Origin of the sequence: Arthrobacter glacialis (assembly GCF_002909415.1) — a bacterium.
Taxonomy (GTDB): Bacteria; Actinomycetota; Actinomycetes; order Actinomycetales; family Micrococcaceae; genus Specibacter; species Specibacter glacialis.
Map to the genome: position 1 here is coordinate 79,195 of NZ_PPXB01000017.1, position 18,762 is coordinate 97,956.

The following is an 18,762-nucleotide window of genomic DNA, read 5'->3' on the forward strand; positions in this document are numbered from 1 at the left end:
TGTTGCTGCGAGGTTCGAACCACCTCATGGGGGGTGCGGGCTAGTGATCTCCGTTGGCAGGTTTTTTGGTGGCAGTGGGCCGGTCGAGGAATTCGATGGCGACGGGAGTGAAATGTTCGTGGAACTGGAAAATGCTGCCGTGTCCCGCACCTGGGTAGATGATCAGCTCGGAGCCCTTGATGCGGCGGCTCAAATCTAGGGAGAATCGTGTCGGCACCATGCGGTCGTTATCACCGTTGACGATCAGGGTGGGCTGGGTAATCCGGGCCAAGTCCATGGGTGTTGCGCGTCCCCAGTTTTTAACGGCCTTCAATTGTGTTTGAAACGCCCTGAACGAGATGGGTGTATCACGGTCCTCCGTGCGCTCCTTGAGGCGTTTCACAAACGCCTTCGCAGCCCGCTTTCCCTCGGTGTCTCGGTTGAAGAAAAGGAACTCCTTGGGATCGAGCTGCTCAGGGCCGCTCGGGCCACGTCGAAATAGGTGGTTGCCGCAACCTTGTCCGTGCTGTTGCCGCCCCTGGGGCCGGTTCCCATGAGGATCAGTTTGCGGACCAACTGAGGGTGGATGGTCGCCAAGCTTTGGGCCACCATTCCGCCCAGGGACAGTCCAAGGATGTCGACGGAATCGAATCCGAGAGCTCCAATGAAGGCGAGCGCATCTTCGGCCATTTCCTCGATACTGCCGGGCACCTGACCCGTGGATGCGCCCACGCCGCGGTTATTGAAAGTGATGACATGGTGGTCCTGAGCGATGGGGTCAACAATTCGAGGGTCCCAGTTGTCTAGGGTTGCGGCGAGGTGGACAAAGAAGATGACAGGGACGCCACCTTGGGGCCCTAACTCGCGGTAGGCGTACGTAACGCCGTTAGCGGCGATGGTGCGTCCTGGGGCCTTCGCGTATGCTGCTTCAGCGCCATTTGGGGCGGGACTTGGCGTATGGGCGCGGTCAGTGTGCACTGATCACGGTCTTGCCGCGGATTCCGCCCTTTTCGAGTTCCTTCAGGGCCTGGACAGTCCGGTCAAAGGGGAGGACCCGCCCAACGATCGGACGCACTGCGCCTCCATCAACGAGAGCGGTAATCTGGCCTAGCTGCTCGCCGCTGGCGCGCATGAACAAGAACCCATAGCTCACTCCAAGCTTCTTGGCTTGGCGCCTCATGCCGGCACTGAGCCCAGTGATCGCCAGGCGCAGCACAGGGTTGAGGCCAGCCGCCTTGGCAAAGGCCGGATCCGGCGGCCCGGAGATGCCGATTGCCTTCCCACCCGGCCTCAGAACACGCAAGGACTTCTTCAGGTTTTCCCCGCCCAGGCTGTCCAGCACAAAGTCATAACCTGAGAGGCGCTGTTCAAAGTCCTCGTTTTGGTAGTCAATGACAATGTCCGCACCGAGCTCACGAACGAAGTCCGCGTTCGAGGCGCTGGCCGTGGTCGCAACGGTCGCCCCGAGATGCTTGGCAAGCTGGATGGCAATCGAGCCCACCCCACCGGCGCCGGCGTGAATGAGGACCTTTTGCCCGGGTTGTACATTGCCGCGCTCGACAAGAGCTTGCCATGCGGTCAAGGCCACCAGCGGCAATGAGCCCGCCTCCTCGAAGCTGATCGACTCCGGTTTCAGCGCCAGGTCCTCCTCAGGCACAGCAATACGCTCGGCAAAGGTCCCAATGCTGTCCTTGCGAGGCCTCCCGTAGACCTCATCGCCGGGGGTGAAGGCCTGCACCTTCACACCAGCTTGGAGCACGACACCAGCAACGTCATGACCAAGGACAAGTGGGAATTTATAGGGAAGGATCTGCTTAAACTCGCCCGTCCTGATCTTTTCATCCAGCTGGTTGAGTCCGGCGGCGCGCACTTGGATAAGGACGTCGTGCTCGCCAACCACGGGCTCGGGTACGTCCATTGCTTCCAATGGTCCCTTGTACCGATTAATAGCGAAAGCCTTCATGGCAGGTCTCCTTTACGTACTGTCATGTCGGCATATCCAGCTTGCTTGCAGTCGCGTTCTGGTTCTTCTCGTCCGCCAATCGGTTCCTAAAGCAATAGGTTCCAAGTTGACTCATAAATGATTATACTCATAAATTGATTGATGTGAGATGCTGAGCCTGCGCTGATTGGAGGGCCTCTGACGCTCAGGACAATCGTAGATTGCGGGCTATCATCCTGACCATACGCCATCGTCTGTATCGCCTGGGATGGAATGAAATTCCGGCCAGGGACGGTGCGCGTCCCTGCAGTTCGTTCGGCTCCGAAGTTCATCCAGCTGTGCCATGGCGGCGTCGAGCCCCAGGGCGGCGGTTGCCTCGGCCAGCGAACAGGCCGAGGCTAGTTTTACCATCGATGGCGCCCATGAGGTTTTCAGTGGCCCAGATCCCCATCTCGTAGTGGGGGAGTGGAGCGGTGGTGAGCAGGGGAAGGGGTTCCCGGCGATGATTTCCCGATTGTCGAAGCCGAGCTTTTTCGATCAGCGTTGTCACCGCGGCGGTGGCGCTGCCGAACCCATTGGGTATGACAGAAGTGCCGGAATGCTCCATTTCGCCTGAGTCCACGAGCATTGCCGGAATGCTGTTGAGAATCGCGGGCACTTCCAGCTGGCGGTGATACATGGTGGCGTACAAGGAGCCGTCCACCTGGCGTTCCAGAAGGGCCTTAATCAAGGTGCTGGAGTCAGGAGCTTGACGAGCTACGTGATATCCATTACAGTTTTCCTAGTTCGGTTATACGCATAACTCAAAGGCGAGGCAAGGAAATTATGGCACGGAAACAGTCCACTACGGGGCCCACAATGCATGACGTGGCCCGCGAAGCTGGCGTCTCGCAAGCCACAGTCTCCCTTGTTCTCAATGATGTGAGCGGATCGCGGTTCTCCGACGCCACCAAAGACCGCGTCCAAAAGGCCGTCGAGTCATTGGGGTACCGAACCAACGCCCACGCAAAAGTGTTGCGCGAGGGCGTGGCCGGCATGATTGGTTTTGTTGGTGATGCCGTTGCGACGTCACCATTCGCAGGAAAGATCATTGAAGGTGCGCAAGAGCGGGCCTGGGAATCGGGCCTGCTCTTGATCACGGTCAATACCGGTGGTGACAAGGAACTTGAACGGGCGTCACTGGAGACCATGCTTTCTTACAAGGTTGCCGGTGTTGTCTACGCATCCATGTACCACCAAAGGGTTGACGTGCCGAAAGTTCTCCGTGAGGTGCCGACGGTGGTGCTGAACTCCGAGGACAAGGCGGGATATTTTCCCAGCGTAGCCCCGGATGAAGAGGCTGGGGGATTCGAAGCAACTGCCCATCTCCTCGATGCTGGGCACCGCCGCGTTGCGATGATCAACATTGAAACTCTTGAAAGCCAATTGCCCGGTGCCGTGGGACGTTTCGAAGGATACAGCAGGGCACTGCAAAGTGCCGGGCTGACGCCAGATCCGTCGCTTGTGAGGTTTGGTACGGGTGGCGAGCCTGCTGGATTCACGTACGCCCTCGAGCTCATGCAGCTTCCGGAGCCGCCAACTGCGATCTTCTGTGCGAATGACAGAACCGCATGGGGTGCCTACCAAGCAATGGCAGAACTGGGCAAGAGAATTCCCCAAGATGTATCCATTATTGGATTCGACAACCAGGAGACCTTGGCGCCTCATCTCAGGCCCGGGTTAACCACCTTGGACCTCCCTTTTGAGCAGATGGGGCGGCGCGCAGTTGACCTCATCCTCGAGGGAATTAAACCTCAAGGGCAACTCGAACTTGTGACTTGCTCTCTCATCGAAAGAAACTCAGTGGAAAAGATCAAGGAGTCCCAATGAGTCAGACCCTAAGAAAGCAGAGGGGTGAACGACCCCTTCAGCGGCACATTCCATTCTCTCTGCGCCTCAAGCGCGTGCTGAGAGCATGGCAGTTATACGTATTACTAACTCCCGCACTCATCTATGTTGCCGTCTTCAAATACTGGCCCATGTACGGTGTGCAAATCGCATTCCGCAACTACAACCCCATTGACGGCTTCAGTGGCAGCCCCTGGGTGGGGTTGGACAACTTCGTCAGGTTTGTCCAGTCGTATCAATTCACCCAGGTCATCGGGAACACGCTGTGGATCGCCGTCTTGGGACTCCTGATCGCTTTCCCCGTACCAATCATTCTGGCCCTGATGGTCAATCAGCTGCAAAGTGAGCGGTTCAAGAAATTCACCCAAACAGTTCTGTATTCCCCGGCGTTCATCTCAACCGTCGTGGTGGTTGGCATCATGTTTGTATTGCTCTCGCCCCGGTCTGGAATGGTCAACAACGTCATCAAGCTGACTGGGGGAGAGCCCATCTTCTTCATGGGCGCCCCGGAATGGTTCCGCCCCGTTTACGTGATTTCAGATATTTGGCAGACTGCCGGATTCTCCATGATCGTGTATCTGGCAGCCCTGGCGAGCATCGACCCTTCACTGCACGAGGCAGCCAAAGTTGACGGTGCATCAAAGTTCCAGAGGGTCCGGCACATCGACCTTCCAGGCATCACCCCGGTGATCACCATTCTGTTCATCTTGGCCATCGGAAACCTGCTCAACGTTGGATTCGAGAAGGCGCTTTTGATGCAGACCGACCTGAACCTGTCGGCATCGGAAATCATTCAGACCTACGTTTACCACGCAGGCCTGCAGCAGGCACAATTCAGCTACTCAGCCGCAATTGGGCTCTTCAACTCCGTCCTCAATCTGGCCCTCCTGCTGACTTTCAACTGGATCGCGCGCCGGACCCAACAAGCAAGTCTGTGGTGATGCCGCTGTGACTACCGAAATCAAAAAACGAGCCAATAAGGTGACGGAACCGGTCTCTCCGGGAACTCGAGATCGACGGCGTCGTCGGTTGCGGGACAAACTGTCCGACCCGGTCTTCAACACCCTGGCCATCACCGTCCTATTGGTTGCCATCGCAGCAGTGGTGTACCCCTTGTACTTTGTGGTCATTGCCTCCATCAGTGATCCCAACCAGATCTATGAAGGAAACGTGTGGTTCTTCCCCCGGGGAATCACCTTTGAAGGCTACGAGCGCATCTTCGCAGACGTTCGAATCTGGCAAGGACTCGGCAACACGTTCCTCTACACCATTGTTGGCACGGTGATCAGCGTGACGGCGATTCTGTTCGCCGCCTACGCCCTGTCACGGAAAGATCTGCCGGGCCGGAAGTTCTTGATGTTGATCTTCATCATCACCATGTTCTTTGACGGTGGCCTGATCACCAAGTACCTGGTGGTTCGAGACCTAGGCATGCTCGACACGATGTGGGCAGTGGTGCTCCCTGGTGCGATTGGAGTTTGGAACCTGATCATCGCCAGATCATTCTTTGAACAATCCGTCCCTGAGGAACTGCGCGAGGCCGCGCAACTTGACGGAGCCAATGACTTCACCTTCTTTCTGAAGATCGTGCTGCCACTGTCAAAGTCGCTCATCATGCTGATGATCATGATCCATGTGGTTGCCAACTGGAATTCCTTCTTTGATGCGTTGATCTTCCTCAACGATGACTCGAAGTACCCGCTCCAGCTGGTTCTGCGCAACATTCTGATCCAATCCGACATTTCCTCCACTGGCACCACGGGCGGCGATGTTGCCTCCTACGCCGCGGCGCAGCGAATCGCGGAACTGACCAAGTACGCCATGATCGTCGTTTCAAGCGTGCCGCTGATGATCGCACTTCCCTTTATGCAAAAGCACTTCACCAAGGGCGCCCTCATCGGCGCCGTCAAATAGCTAAAACCACTACAAGTTGGGAATGAACCAATGTTGATTTCACGCCGTAACTTCACCTCTCTCAGCGTTCTTGCTGTTGGCACGCTCATGCTGAACGCCTGCTCGGGCAACTCAAAGGCACCTATCAAGGATGCTTCCGCCGATTTCGGGTTGCAGAGCAGCGGGTATCCCGTAGTCACCAAGCCCTTGACGCTGGTCTTCTCCGGAACCAAGTCGGCGCTGGCGCCCGACTACAAGTCCATGGCTCTGGTCCAGGAATGGCAGAAGACCACCAACATCACCGTTGACTGGCAGAACCTTCCGGACAACGTCTACCAGGAGAAGAAGAACCTGATCCTGGCCAGTGGCGACCTGCCTGACGCCTTTTTCAACACCGGTCTGAGTGACTCCGAAGTGGCCACCTACGGCACCAATGGAACCTTGTTGGCGCTGGAAACCCTGGTTGACGCCCATGCGCCCAATCTGAAGAAGATCCTTGACGCCCGCCCGGACATCAAGGCGGCCATCACCTCTTCCGACGGCCACATCTACACACTGCCTTCCGTGGAGGAACTCGGCTTGGTTCAGTTCCCCCACATGATCGCCATCAACAAGTCATGGTTGGACAAGCTGGGGCTCCCCGTTCCGACCACGATTGACGAGTATCACGACGCCCTGCTGGCCTTCAAGGAAAAGGACCTAGCCGGGGGAGGCAAGACCATTCCCTCAGCTACGAGCCAGGAACTTTTTGCGGCGACATCGTTGACCTGATCGCCGCTTTGGGAGGACTCCCGGACAACGCCGATCACCGAATTGTTCAGGACGGCAAGGTCATCTTTACGGCGACCCAACCCCAGTACAAGAAGGCCATTACGGCATTGAACTCGTGGTACGCGGAAGGCCTCATTGATCCTGAATCGTTCTCCCAGGATGACAAGTCGTACCTGGCCAAGGGCAAGACCACCACGCCGTCCCTTGGATCATTCGTTTGGTGGGAAATCAAGGAAATGGTGGGTGAGGAGCGGGCGAACGACTACGTTCTGGTACCAATCCTGACCGGTGTTGATGGCAAGCAGCGTGCCAGCGTAGCCAACAACCAGGAGATCAACCGCGGCGCATTCGCCATCACCCGTTCCAACAAATACCCGACAGCCACCATGCGCTGGGTTGACCACCTCTACGATCCGATCCAGTCGGCACAGGCGAACTGGGGACCCATCGGCGTAACCCTGGAGAAGGACGCCAACGGAATCCTGGTGCAGATCCCGGCGGATGCCTCCACCAGCGAGGGTGAGCGCCGGCAGAAGGTTGCCCCGGGCGGGCCCAAGGTCATCACCAAGGAGGACTTCCTCACCGTTGTTGCGCCAGAGCCCCGCGCGGCGGAACGGGCCAAGATTGTCCAAGACATGTACCTGCCCCATGCCGCCAACAAGTCCTACCCGCCCGTACCACTGTCCAATGAAGAACTGCAGCAAATTTCCAGCATCCAGACCGACGTGACCTCGCTGACCAAGCAGAAGCTGGCCCAGTGGATCGTCCAAGGCGGTATCGATTCCGAATGGGACGGGTATGTTGCCCAGCTCAAGACCATCGGTTTGGACAGAATGATGGAGACCTACCAGCAGGCCTACGACAGGTTCCAAAAGAACTCCTAGTCCCTCAGCAGCGGGGCGGGCAGGTGCAACAAGTACCGGCCCGCCCGCTGCCAGCCACCGCGCAACACCGACGCCCACATTTTCTTACCAGCACAGAAACGAGAACAGCCCCTCATGACTGCCTCGACCGCCACTACCGCCGACACCTTCCGTCCTGCCTTGCACTACGCAGCCAGAAACACGTGGCTCAATGACCCCAACGGCCTGATCCACCACGGAGGTGTTTACCATCTCTATTACCAGAACAATCCGATGGACAATGTGTGGGGCAACATGTCCTGGGGTCACGCCACCTCGCCGGACCTGCTGAACTGGACCGAGCACCCAGTCGCCATTGCGTGCGACGAGAAGGAAGACATCTTCTCCGGAAGCATTGTCTTTGACCGGAACAACAGCAGTGGATTCGGTACCGCAACCCAGGGTCCGCTGGTCGCCGTGTACACCAGCGCCTTCAAGCCCAGCTCCGTCCACCACGGCATCCAAGCCCAGTCACTGGCCTACAGCCTGGACGGCGGCTACACCTGGACCAAACACACCAACAACCCGGTGCTGAGCCGCGGATCCGCCGAATTCCGGGACCCGAAGGTGTTCCACTACGATGGTGCCGCCGGAAGCTATTGGGTCATGGTTGCCGTGGAAGCCACGGACTTCCAAGTCGTTCTCTACAAGTCCGAGAACCTCAAGGACTGGGAACTGCTCAGCAGCTTCGGGCCGGCCAACGCGACCGGCGGCGTCTGGGAATGCCCCGACCTCTTTCCCCTTCCCGTAGACGGCGACCCGGAGAACATCAAATGGGTTCTGGTCGTGAACTTGAACCCGGGAGGACCCAACGGCGGCTCTGCCGGGCAGTATTTCGTCGGCGACTTCGACGGGACAACGTTCACTTCCTTCACCACTGTCACAGAAGGCACGCAGGATCCTGCCCGGCTAGCTGAATACCAGTGGCTGGACTGGGGCCGGGACTACTATGCCGCCGTATCTTTCAGCGATGCACCCGACAACCGCCGACTCATGATCGCCTGGATGAACAACTGGCAGTACGCCAATGAGATCCCCACAGCCCCGTGGCGAAGCCCCATGTCACTGGCCCGTGAAATCTCCCTGCACGCCATCGACGGCACGCTGCGTTTGGCACAACACCTTGCGCTGGACCTCGCCGCAGTGTCCGGTCGGGGTCCTGTGTTCGAGCTTGAAGAGGCCAGCATTACCAGCGAGACACTCGTCCACGACGGCGCTGCCGGCAGCGTTCAGCACATCGAGCTGACTTTCACGCCGGGAACAGCGGAGGAATTCGGGCTCCTTGTCCGCAGTGACGGAACGCAGGGGACCCGCATCGGCATCCGCCCCGCTGACGGACGCATCTTTGTTGACCGCCGAGATTCAGGGTTGGCCGACTTTCACGAATCGTTTGCGTCAATCGACTCGGCTCCGCTTCAGCCCATCGACGGTTCCTACCAACTGAGCGTCTATGTGGATCACTGCTCCGTGGAAATTTTCGCTCAGGGCGGGCTCGTCACCTTGACGGAGTTGATTTTCCCCTTGGCCACCAGCACTGATGTGGCCCTCTACGCTACTGAGGGCACGGCAACTGTGTGTGGACTCAACCTCACGCGCTGGGCCTGATAGCGGAACCCCAAAGAGAGAACACATGAACCTCCCCAAGCATGCTTTCCCGTCCCGTGACGTCCTGGACGTGGTGGTCGTTGGCGAAGCCCTCATCGACGTCGTTATTTCGCCTGACCGAACGAGTGAACACCCCGGCGGATCACCCGCCAACGTGGCCTACGGGCTAGGCCGCCTAGGCGTCGCCGCTGGCCTGATGACCGCCCTGGGCAACGACGACCGCGGTGCCGCCATTGAGACGCACGTGCGCAGCGTCGGCGTGACGCTGCTGCCAGGCTCCTACTCCCAAGACAGAACTTCCTCGGCCACGGCAACACTGGCTGAGGACGGATCAGCCAGTTACGACTTCGACGTCATCTGGGACTTGGGAACGGTTGCCCCGGCATCCACTCCCAAGGTGCTCCACACCGGCTCGATAGCCACATTCCTTTCACCAGGTGCCGGCGCTGTCAAAACACTCCTGCAGAAGTACCGTCACGCCTGCACCATCACCTACGACCCCAATATTCGGCCCACACTGCTAGGAAGCCACGCCGAGGCCCTGTCGATTTTTGAGGAGCTCATCGACCTCACGGACGTCGTTAAGTTGAGCGATGAGGATGCCAAATGGCTCTATCCCCGCAAGAACCTGGAGGACATAAGCAAACACCTTCTGGGCTTGGGTGCGGGGCTGGCAGTCATTACGCAAGGATCACGAGGATCACTGCTCGCCACACCCGGGACCCGACTGGCCATCCCTTCAGTGAAATCCACCGTCGCGGACACTATTGGCGCCGGCGACTCCTATATGGCAGCCCTGATCATGGGACTGCTGACCCGTGGGACCGACGGCCGGTCACCGGCCGTGCTGGACCAGCTGGGCCGGACTGCCACCATGGCCGCAGCCATTACGGTGCGGCGTCCGGGAGCAAATCCTCCCACCAAAGAGGAACTGCGCTCCCACCTGGAAGCATCGGCAGCCAAGTAGCCAGCCCACCTGATCCCGGGGTGTTCTGCAGCGGAGGACGCCCCCGGGCGGCCACGAGCACTCCGGGAATCCTGCAAGCATGAGGCGGTAGGTTTTTTCGCTGTCTACTCGCGAGGAGTGGTCAGTGTTGGGAAACGTCTTCTTCCAACTCCGTTTCCCGTACGGAGACGTCCATGGCCCGTGCATGGATTGGCAACGGTTTGGGAATGCACAACGCAAGGACTCCGGCAGTCACTGTTGCGCCGAGTGCTATGGCAAACCCCAGCTGGAACCCGGCCGCGGTGGGTGCTGAATTGCCCGCGCTGGATCCTGCGAGAATGGCGCCCATGACGGCTGCGGCGCTCCCCGTGCCCAAAGCCCTCATCAGGGAATTCAAACCATTCGCCGCCCCAGTCTCCGTTGAATGCACGGCTCCCATAATCAGCATGGGCATGGACGCGTAGCCGATGCCGATGCCAGCCCCAACAAGGGCGTTGGCGAGAAGGATCTGCCAGATTTCGGTGGCTGCCAGCAGAGCCAACACATAGGCGAAGGAGATGACGACGGCGCTGGTCACCAAAGTGGCCCGGCCGCCAACATTGCGGTTCAGTCGCGCGGCCACGGGTGCCATCGCAATCTGAACCAGACCCGCAGGGGCAAGAATGAACCCGATTGACATCAGGGACATGCCCAGCCCGATTTCGGTGCTGGTGGGCAATTGCAGAATTTGAGGAAACAGCACGGCTGATGAAAAGAAGGCGAATCCTAGGGCGACCGATGCCAGATTGGTCATGAGAACGGTGGGGCGTGCTGCCACCCGCAGGTCAACCACCGGATTCTTCAGGCGCATTTCAAAGGCGCCCCAGGTCAGGAGCACCACGACACCGCCACCCCCGAAGGCCAGGGTGGCTGGCGATGCCCAGCCCCACGCGTTGCCTTGCGCGATCGCCACGAGAATTCCGGTCAAGCCAGCCGACAAGCCAATGGCGCCGATGTAATCAAAGCCGCCCGTGGCAAACACCGTGTCCCTCGGGACAATCCAAGCCACCAGTGCCAGCAGGGCCAGCCCGAGTACCGCAGCGGTCCAGAACAGGGCGTGCCAGTCCATGGTTTCGGCGATGAAGGAGCTGATGGGCAGGCCCAGTGCGGCCCCAAACCCGAACGAACCGCTAATCAGTGCCACCGCACCGCCAATGCGCTTCGGCGGCAATTGGTCGCGGAGGACGGCAATGCCCAGCGGAATGACGCCGGTCATCAGTCCCTGCAGCCCCCTGCCCACCAGCAGCACAGTCAAATTGGTGGAGGCTGCTGCCAGAATGTTGCCGATGATCAAGGCGATCAGAAGCAACATGATGACCTTGCGCTTGCCAAAGAGGTCGCCCAGTCGCCCGGAAATAGGCGTTGCCACAGCCGAGGTCAGAAGTGTGATGGTCACGACCCAGGCTGTTGCTTCCCGAGGCGACTTCAACAGCTCCGGCAGTTGAGCCTGGATTGGCACCACCAAGGTGAACATGAATGACGCGGACGCGCCAGCTACTGCCAAGACGGCAATGAGCGGCCATGCCCGCTGAACTATAGCGTGGTTGAGAGTTTGGCGCATTGCTTCTTTCGTGGGAGCAGGTGGGACCGCTAACCGTCCAGTGGTGATGATGGCTGAACAACGATGTCCTATAGTTGGCAATCGGTTGCTGCCCCAATCTATTCCCGCCCAGGCCTGTTGTCCACGGGCTGGAATTGTTCAGTGGCCAGGGAGTGGCGCGCCAGCCACATTAAAGCCTGTGCATCAGAGATGTTATTCCAAATTCTCGGCCGTGTTAGCCTCCAGTTCACCCGGACGGTGGTTGGATAGAGCTATATGAGGGGAATGGGGCAGTCGCCGCATCCAACCGACCATTAAGGCAGTCATGGACTTCATCGAGGCCGAACATCCCAGGCCGCGCCACTTCCTGCTTCACTTGAGCGACACCCACCTGCTGGGCGGCCCGGATCCCCTGTACGGGGCCGTGGACAGTGAGGAGCGGTTGCGCCAAATCTTCGCCGAAATCACGGCGTCGGGTGCCCGGCCGGAAGCGGTCATTTTTACCGGCGACCTCACCGACAAGGGGGAGCCCGAGGCCTACGCAAAGCTGCGCCGGATCGTGGAGCCCGCCTGCAAGGCCATGGGGGCTGAGGTGATTTGGGCCATGGGGAACCACGACCATCGCGAAAACTTCCGTGCCGGCTTGCTGGGGGAGCCTGCAGACAGCGCTCCCATAGACCGCAGCTATTTCCTGAACGGGCTGCGGGTCATCACCTTGGACACGTCGGTGCCGGGGTTCCACCACGGCGAGCTGGGTGCGGACCAGTTGGAGTGGTTGGCCGGGGAACTTGCCACTCCCGCTCCGGATGGCACGATCCTGGCACTCCACCACCCGCCGGTCCCCAGCGTGTTGGACCTGGCCGTGCTGGTCGAGCTGCGCCGGCAGTCCGAGCTGGCGGCCGTGTTGCGCGGATCCGATGTACGTACCATTTTGGCCGGCCACCTGCACTACTCGACCACCGCCATGTTTGCCGGGATCCCAGTGTCCGTCGCGTCGGCCACGTGCTACACCCAGGACCTGAACGTGCCGGTCGGCGGCACTCGCGGCCGAGACGGCGGACAGGCGTTCAACCTGGTCCACGTGTATGAGCACACCATTGTCCACTCAACCGTGCCGCTCGGCGCCGGCTCGACCGTTGGAGAGCACGTCAGCGCCGAGGAAACACGCCTGCGCCTCAGTGCGGCCGGCGTGCGCATCCCCGACCATGCGCCGCGCACCACGGGTATCCCAATCCAAGTACGACGGCGAGGGCTGGCGCAGCGCTAAACCCCAAGAGCTGTGTCGGTCGGCAGGGGCGGGCTACTTTTCCCAGGGCGCCGTGATCGGGAAGTACTTCTGCAGGAAATCGGTGACCAATTCGGCGCGTTCGGCGGCAGGGACCTCCGGGAAGCTGCCGTCGTTGAGGCAGAAGAAGTCCATGTTGCGTTTGGCGAGCAATTTGGGCAGGTAGTTCAAACCGGACCGCGCGGTCGTGTCGATGTACCGCACCTTGGCACCGGTTTGAACCGCGGCACGGCCCGTGAGCAACCCGTAGTAGTGGTACAGCGAATTGGTGACGGAAATGTTCTCCGCCGCACGGAAGGTACTGGCCGCCGTCGCACTGAATTCCGCGGGGAATTCTCGTTCCATCTGCGCCATGACGCTCCTGCGCAGGGGCGCGGCAGCGTGTTCCAGGTGACGGGTGGTGATCCTCCCGAAACGTTCCCACAACAACTTCCGGTTCACCCGGGCGGCGTTTTCGAAGCCGCTGCGTTCGGCGTCGTTCTCGCCGAGGCCGATCCTCGTCTCCGCTTCGATGAACTTCGTGATGCCGCCGGGCGTGAAGAACATGTCCGGGCTGACGGGACGGCCGAAGAACATGTCGTCATTGGAGTAGAGGAAGTGCTCCGACAGGCCCTCGATATGGTGCAGCTGGCACTCCACAGCCTGTGAATTGTGCGTGGGCAGTACCGACGGGTCGGCGAAGAATTCTTCACTGCGAACGACCGTCACAGAGGGGTGGTCGGCCAGCCAAGACGGGGTGGGGGAGTCGGTGGCGATGAAGATGCGACGGATCCATGGCGCAAAAGTGTAGACAGAACGCAGGGCGTACTTGAGCTCGTCGATCTGCCGGAACCGGGCCTCATGGTCGTCGCCTTCGCCCACCACCACACCCTTCATCCGGGCGCGCCGGGCGGCAATGTATTCAGGTGAGCTGCCATCAACCCAGGAGAAGACCAGGTCGATGTCGAAGTCGATGTCGGAGGCATGGTCGGCGAACATGTTCTCAATGGTCGGCCAAACGTGCCCGTACCTTTCCACCGTGCCGCGCACAGCGTCCTGAGCCAGCAAAGTACGCCGGGTCAGCGAGTTTTCCACCGGCAGAATCAATTGCTCACCCTCAAAGCTCCACAGCTCTATCTGCACCCCCAGCGATGCGCCGTAGCCCAGGCCGCCGTCGGGCTCCCAGCGCGGACGGTACAGCCGCAGAATCCGGGATTTACGGTTCTTGGCCAGTGTTCCGTCAGCCACCAGCAACGCCGACTTCTTGCGCGCGTCCACGGTCATTGCATAGAACGGTTCGTTGGCGCAGGCGCCCACGAGTGCTTTGCGCAGCTCGGCCCGGTCCTTCCAATCAACGGAAATTACGGGACGCTCGTCGTTGCCGCGCACCAGCAGGTAGTCCAGTTGTGCGGCCTCCAAGGCGGAGCGGATGAACAGCAGATCATCCACCATGGCCTCGTTGGGCGTGCGGTCGCGGTTGATCAGGACGTACCTGCCGCGGTGACGGACGACGTCGGGCCTGTCCTTGAAGCGGGCGACAGCGGACCGCGGGGTTTCCTCCACGAGGTCAATGTCATCGTCAGTTGCCGGATTGCCGTAGAAGACATCATGTGCGGCGGTCACATCTGTAATGGGGCGCTCCAATTGCTGTGTTGAAAAAGTGGGGTCTCCTTGAATAATAGACCTTGCGAGCCAGGGGGCGGACCAAAAAGACAGGCGCAGCCGAACCGTGCCGGCCGCTACGGTCGCGGTGGATGAACCGTCCCGGAAATGATGCCGTTGTTTTGCCAGCAGATGTTTCGCACATTCTGTGTCGTGCGCCCATGGAATGTGGTGAGTCGTCACCGGATCAATTCCGGGGTCGTCCACCGCGCCTTACGAGCGCAGCCACTCGCGGCTGGCGGTGACCAGTGCCGCGACCCCGCGGTCAAGCGTCGGGTGGATCTCTGGAGCGAAATGGGACGAATGATTTGAGGGAATGTCGCGGTCGATGGTCCCCGCGTTCGCAGCTGTCAGGTACGCTTCCGTGTTTGCGCCACCGAGTATCCAATAGACCAAAGGAACGCCCACAGCTGTCGCGAGCAGACCCACGTCTTCGCTGCCGGAGACCGGGCCCGGGTCGATAACCGCCTCTTCGCCGAACACCGACCGGAACGCGTCCATCGTGCGCTCGGTGGCAACCCGGTCGTTAACGGTCACCGGAAATGATTCGGCGAATTCAACTATCGGCTCAGGCGCTCCCGACGCCGCGGACTCGGCGCGAGCGATCCGCTTGATCGCGGCGATCATGCGCAGCCGCACTTCCTCGCTGTAGGCGCGCATGCTCAGCCCGAGCTCGGCGCTCTCCGGGATGATGTTGTTCTTCGTGCCAGCGTTAATCCGCCCGACGGTCACAACGGAGGTCTCCTGTGGTGCGATCTCCCGGGAGACGATCGACTGCAGCCGGCCCACGACGGCCGCCGCGATCACGATCGGATCAATGGTGGTCTCGGGCCGCGAACCGTGGCCGCCCCGCCCACGCACGGTGATGTCGATGCTGTCGGCCGAAGCAAAGGCCGCGCCGGGGTGGGCGCCGAGCGTCCCGGCAGGTGCGGGACCGACATGCTGGCCAAGCACCACATCCGGCACCGGCACTTTCTCATACAAGCCGTCGTCGAGCATCGCCTGAGCGCCGCCGCCAACCTCCTCAGCGGGCTGGAACACGGCAACGACTGTGCCGCTCCATTCCGCTCGCGTGGCGGCCAGCTCGCGGGCTGCGCCGATCAGACACGCGACATGCACGTCGTGCCCGCACGCGTGCATGACACCGGTGACGGTACTGGCATAAGCAAGGCCGGTGTCCTCCAGGACGGGCAACGCATCCATGTCAGCTCGCAAGAGGACTGTCGGTCCATCACCATTGCGAAGCACCCCAGCAACCCCGGTGATCCCAATGCCCTCGATGACCTCGAACCCCGCGGCACGTAGTTCCGCGGCAGCGATCGCGGCCGTACGCATCTCCTCGAAGGAGAGTTCCGGATGGGCGTGCAGGTCACGATACAGTTCCTCGATTGTCATGGACTCATCCTGCCGCGTCCGCCTCTCCAAACACAACACAGTATCGAAACGCAGACTTCTCGCATGCGGTTAGCTGCTACGCGGCACCGGCGACGGCGCGATACTGCCCAAGGATCTCGGGCCGATAGTCTGCCGGGGGAGCTGCAATGGTCTCCAGTGCCCAGTCCGGCCTGGTGCCAGTCAGCAGCCAGGCCGCCTGAGCAGCCGCGCCGCGGGCCACATATTCTCCTGGCGTGGGCACCACCACGAGTGCGTCAAACACCTGCCCGGCCACTATCTGGACGGCAGTATTTTGTACGGCCCCACCGATCAACAGCACCCGCTCGACTGCCGTGCCTGAGGCCTTGATGGCGTCCAGCCCGCCGGCAAGCCCGCACAGCATGCCCTCGATGGATGCCCGCGCAATGTTTTCGCGGGTGGTCGAGGTGATGCTCAGACCATGGAAACTGGCTGTCGCGTCGGGCAGGTTCGGAGTCCGTTCGCCCTCAAAATAAGGTACAAGTACGACGCCGGCACTGCCGGGTTGCGCTGCAAGGGCCAGTGTCGCAAACTCCTCGAAGTCAACGCCGAGCAATCCCGCCGTCGTGCTGAGAATGCGGGCGGCATTCAACGTCACCGCGATGGGGAGGTAGGCGCCGGAGGCGTCGGCGAATCCGGCAATGGTCCCGGTAGCATCCGCGGAAGGATGGGCGCTGACGGCAAAGACAGTGCCGCTGGTGCCTACCGAGATCACCACATCGCCTGGCGCGGCCCCAAGTCCGAGGGCGCCGGCGGCGTTGTCTCCGGCCCCCGCACCGACCTTGACGGTCACCGCCGCAGCTCCCACAAAGAGGTCGGAGTGCACGGTGCCAGTGATGTCCGACGGCGCTGCCACCTTGGGCAGGACAATGTGCGTCCCAGCGTGCTCAGCGGAGCCGGCCACGCGGGCGGTCCGACCAAAAGCGGCCCGGAACAAGTCCAGATCGTAGGATCCTGTGTGGGGTGACCAATAGCCGGTGCCGCTGGCGTCGGAACGGTCTGTTGTTAGTTGTTCCAGATCCGGCCCCAAGGGGCTTTGGTCCGCCGGTCCGTAGCCGCGCAGCCGCCACGAGAGCCAGTCATGGGGTAGCGCAACAGCAGCAACGCGTGCGGCGATTGCGGGTTCGTGATCCCGCACCCACCGCACCTTGGTAATGGTGAGGGAGGCGACGGGTACCGAACCGCAGCGCTGAGCCAGTTCGGCTGCCCCGATTTCGGTGATCAGGTCAGCTGCGGCCCCGGCGGAGCGGGTGTCGTTCCACAGTAGGGCGTCGCGCAGGACCCTGCCTTCGGTATCCAAGAGCACCATGCCGTGCTGTTGGCCCGCCACCGAGACGGCGGCAACATCGGCCAAGCCGCCGGCGTCGTGGATGGCGTCCTGCAAGGCAGACCACCAGTGGGCGGGAGCTATTTCACTGCCATCAGGATGCGCTGCCTTGCCCACACGGACTATGTGCCCGGTGCCGGCGTCGACTATCAGGACCTTGCAGCTTTGGGTCGAAGAGTCGACGCCGGCAACGAGTGTCATCGATCTCTACCGTGCGCCGAGCAGGTGCTCGATGAAGAGCTGCTGGAGCTTGACGAAGCCGAAGCCCTTGCCGCCAAAGTAGGCGTCGGTGTCGAAGTCCTCGTAGGAGGCCTTGTCGGCGCGGAGGGCTTCCCAGCCTTCGCCCGGGTTAAGAGTGGGTTCGTTAATCTCCTCCACGCGGGAGGCCAGGAGGGCGGCCTGTACTTCGGGATCGGCACGGAAGGCGGTGGCGCGTTCTTTGAGCAGGAGGTAGGTCTGCATGTTGGCGGCGGCCGAATCCCACACACCATCCATGTCCTCGGTGCGTGAGGGCTTGTAGTCAAAGTGGCGGGGGCCGGTGTAGGACGGGCCGCCATTGGGGCCGCCGTTTTCCAGCAGGTCCACCAAGGAGAAAGCATTTTGCAGATCGCCATGGCCAAAGACCAGGTCCTGGTCAAACTTGATGGAGCGCTGGCCGTTGAGGTCAATGTGGAACAGCTTGCCCTGGTAGAGGGCCTGGGCGATGCCGTGGGTGAAGTTCAGACCCGCCATCTGCTCGTGGCCAGTCTCCGGGTTGATGCCCACCATTTCGGGGCGTTCGAGCGTCTCGATGAACGCCATGGCGTGGCCCAGGGTGGGCAGCAAGATGTCGCCGCGGGGTTCGTTGGGCTTGGGCTCAATGGCGAAGCGGATGTTGTAGCCCTTGTCGGTGACGTAATCGCCGAGCAGGTTTACGGCTTCGCGGTAGCGTTCCAGCGCGCCGCGGATGTCCTTGGCCGAATCGTATTCGCTGCCTTCACGCCCGCCCCACATCACAAAAGTTTCGGCGCCAAGCTCGGCGGCCAAATCAATGTTCTCAATGACCTTGCGCAAGGCAAAGCGACGCACACCGCGGTCGTTGGAGGTGAAGCCCCCGTCCTTAAAGACGGGGTGGCTGAACAGGTTGGTGGTGACCATCGGCACGATCAAACCGGTGGAATCCAGCGCACCCTTGAGCCGGTCGATCTCATGCTGGCGCTCAGCGGCCGTGGCATCGAAAGGGAACAAATCATTGTCGTGGAACGTCAAACCATAGGCGCCGAGGTCGCTGAGGCGGTTAATTGCCTCAACAGTGTCCAGCTTGGGGCGAGTAGCTGAACCGAACTGGTCCTGGGCTTCCCATCCCACTGTCCAGAGGCCGAAGGAAAATTTGTCGTCGCGTGTTGGCTGCAGTGCCATGTGGTTACTCCGATGGTGTGGTGGGGATCACTCAGTAATAAGTTCTGTACTCAAACATATTAGATTTTCCGACGATGTCAACCCCCACTACAGTGGAAATTGCAGTGGCCCTCCTGCGGCAGTTCTGTTGCTCAATGCTCTGGAATCAAGCCACATAAGCTGTTATGTTGTGATTCACATCAAATTAGCGTGGT

Annotated in this window: 15 protein-coding genes and 1 pseudogene; 8 read left to right on the forward strand and 8 right to left on the reverse strand. The window is 60.6% G+C overall.

Annotated features, from left to right (window positions below):
• Positions 1–40: 40 nt before the first annotated feature.
• The 3 genes and pseudogenes from CVS28_RS17405 to CVS28_RS17415 all read right to left on the reverse strand — a co-directional run bounded on the left by CVS28_RS17405 (position 41) and on the right by CVS28_RS17415 (position 2,651).
• Positions 41–957, reverse strand: a pseudogene (locus tag CVS28_RS17405) (alpha/beta fold hydrolase).
• The gene (locus CVS28_RS17410) at positions 947–1,942 is read right to left on the reverse strand and encodes an NADP-dependent oxidoreductase (RefSeq protein ID WP_103482303.1); all 996 of its coding nucleotides are present in this window, start codon (positions 1,940–1,942) and stop codon (positions 947–949) included. The pseudogene CVS28_RS17405 and the gene CVS28_RS17410 overlap by 11 nt, the downstream one beginning before the upstream one ends.
• Before the next feature lie 307 nt (positions 1,943–2,249).
• Complete coding sequence (locus CVS28_RS17415; RefSeq protein WP_133159187.1) at positions 2,250–2,651, reverse strand: type 1 periplasmic-binding domain-containing protein; 402 nt, start codon at positions 2,649–2,651, stop codon at positions 2,250–2,252.
• A 95-nt stretch (positions 2,652–2,746) separates the two neighbouring features.
• On the opposite strand from CVS28_RS17415, the gene CVS28_RS17420 reads away from it, so the two are divergent.
• The 7 genes from CVS28_RS17420 to CVS28_RS17445 all read left to right on the forward strand — a co-directional run bounded on the left by CVS28_RS17420 (position 2,747) and on the right by CVS28_RS17445 (position 9,946).
• Positions 2,747–3,790 (forward strand): LacI family DNA-binding transcriptional regulator, encoded by a 1,044-nt coding sequence (locus CVS28_RS17420; protein WP_243399954.1) that lies wholly within the window; start codon positions 2,747–2,749, stop codon positions 3,788–3,790.
• Positions 3,791–3,939: 149 nt separating this feature from the next.
• Positions 3,940–4,749, forward strand: coding sequence for an ABC transporter permease (locus CVS28_RS17425; protein WP_243399955.1), 810 nt, complete (start codon positions 3,940–3,942; stop codon positions 4,747–4,749).
• A gap of 7 nt (positions 4,750–4,756) precedes the next feature.
• Positions 4,757–5,722 (forward strand): carbohydrate ABC transporter permease, encoded by a 966-nt coding sequence (locus tag CVS28_RS17430; protein ID WP_207797250.1) that lies wholly within the window; start codon positions 4,757–4,759, stop codon positions 5,720–5,722.
• A 30-nt stretch (positions 5,723–5,752) separates the two neighbouring features.
• Positions 5,753–6,472 carry an extracellular solute-binding protein gene (locus CVS28_RS20230; RefSeq protein ID WP_243399956.1) on the forward strand — a complete coding sequence of 240 codons (720 nt, stop codon included), beginning with the start codon at positions 5,753–5,755 and terminating at the stop codon, positions 6,470–6,472.
• Between the two features lie 8 nt (positions 6,473–6,480).
• Positions 6,481–7,356 (forward strand): type 2 periplasmic-binding domain-containing protein, encoded by an 876-nt coding sequence (locus CVS28_RS20235; RefSeq protein WP_243399957.1) that lies wholly within the window; start codon positions 6,481–6,483, stop codon positions 7,354–7,356.
• A gap of 114 nt (positions 7,357–7,470) precedes the next feature.
• Positions 7,471–8,979 (forward strand): glycoside hydrolase family 32 protein, encoded by a 1,509-nt coding sequence (locus CVS28_RS17440; RefSeq protein ID WP_103482306.1) that lies wholly within the window; start codon positions 7,471–7,473, stop codon positions 8,977–8,979.
• 25 nt (positions 8,980–9,004) lie between these two features.
• Positions 9,005–9,946: a carbohydrate kinase family protein gene (locus CVS28_RS17445; protein WP_103482307.1), complete on the forward strand. Its 942-nt coding sequence runs from the start codon at positions 9,005–9,007 to the stop codon at positions 9,944–9,946.
• 121 nt (positions 9,947–10,067) lie between these two features.
• On the opposite strand, the gene CVS28_RS17450 is transcribed toward CVS28_RS17445, so the two are convergent.
• Entirely contained in the window at positions 10,068–11,525 is a 1,458-nt protein-coding gene (locus tag CVS28_RS17450) for an MFS transporter (RefSeq protein ID WP_103482308.1), read from the reverse strand.
• 304 nt (positions 11,526–11,829) lie between these two features.
• On the opposite strand from CVS28_RS17450, the gene CVS28_RS17455 reads away from it, so the two are divergent.
• Positions 11,830–12,771: a phosphodiesterase gene (locus CVS28_RS17455; protein WP_103467383.1), complete on the forward strand. Its 942-nt coding sequence runs from the start codon at positions 11,830–11,832 to the stop codon at positions 12,769–12,771.
• A 33-nt stretch (positions 12,772–12,804) separates the two neighbouring features.
• Here the strand turns inward: CVS28_RS17455 and CVS28_RS17460 are convergent, their stop codons facing one another.
• From CVS28_RS17460 to xylA, 4 genes are all read right to left on the reverse strand, one after another.
• Entirely contained in the window at positions 12,805–14,331 is a 1,527-nt protein-coding gene (locus tag CVS28_RS17460; protein ID WP_370739535.1) for a stealth family protein, read from the reverse strand.
• Positions 14,332–14,643: 312 nt separating this feature from the next.
• Positions 14,644–15,825 (reverse strand): amidohydrolase, encoded by a 1,182-nt coding sequence (locus CVS28_RS17465; protein ID WP_103482309.1) that lies wholly within the window; start codon positions 15,823–15,825, stop codon positions 14,644–14,646.
• Positions 15,826–15,901: 76 nt separating this feature from the next.
• On the reverse strand, positions 15,902–17,371 hold the full coding sequence (gene xylB / locus CVS28_RS17470) for a xylulokinase (protein WP_103482310.1): 1,470 nt from the start codon (positions 17,369–17,371) through the stop codon (positions 15,902–15,904).
• A gap of 6 nt (positions 17,372–17,377) precedes the next feature.
• Positions 17,378–18,568, reverse strand: a complete 1,191-nt coding sequence (gene xylA / locus CVS28_RS17475; protein WP_103482311.1) for a xylose isomerase — start codon at positions 18,566–18,568, stop codon at positions 17,378–17,380.
• Between the last annotated feature and the right edge of the window lie 194 nt (positions 18,569–18,762).

Coding starts and splice junctions, on each gene's coding strand:
- CVS28_RS17410 (WP_103482303.1), bottom strand. CDS start 1,942: ATGAAGGCTTTCGCTATTAATCGGTACAAGGGACCATTGGAAGCAATG.
- CVS28_RS17420 (WP_243399954.1), top strand. CDS start 2,747: ATGGCACGGAAACAGTCCACTACGGGGCCCACAATGCATGACGTGGCC.
- CVS28_RS17425 (WP_243399955.1), top strand. CDS start 3,940: ATGTACGGTGTGCAAATCGCATTCCGCAACTACAACCCCATTGACGGC.
- CVS28_RS20230 (WP_243399956.1), top strand. CDS start 5,753: ATGTTGATTTCACGCCGTAACTTCACCTCTCTCAGCGTTCTTGCTGTT.
- CVS28_RS17440 (WP_103482306.1), top strand. CDS start 7,471: ATGACTGCCTCGACCGCCACTACCGCCGACACCTTCCGTCCTGCCTTG.
- CVS28_RS17445 (WP_103482307.1), top strand. CDS start 9,005: ATGAACCTCCCCAAGCATGCTTTCCCGTCCCGTGACGTCCTGGACGTG.
- CVS28_RS17450 (WP_103482308.1), bottom strand. CDS start 11,525: ATGCGCCAAACTCTCAACCACGCTATAGTTCAGCGGGCATGGCCGCTC.
- CVS28_RS17455 (WP_103467383.1), top strand. CDS start 11,830: ATGGACTTCATCGAGGCCGAACATCCCAGGCCGCGCCACTTCCTGCTT.
- CVS28_RS17465 (WP_103482309.1), bottom strand. CDS start 15,825: ATGACAATCGAGGAACTGTATCGTGACCTGCACGCCCATCCGGAACTC.
- xylB (WP_103482310.1), bottom strand. CDS start 17,371: ATGACACTCGTTGCCGGCGTCGACTCTTCGACCCAAAGCTGCAAGGTC.
- xylA (WP_103482311.1), bottom strand. CDS start 18,568: ATGGCACTGCAGCCAACACGCGACGACAAATTTTCCTTCGGCCTCTGG.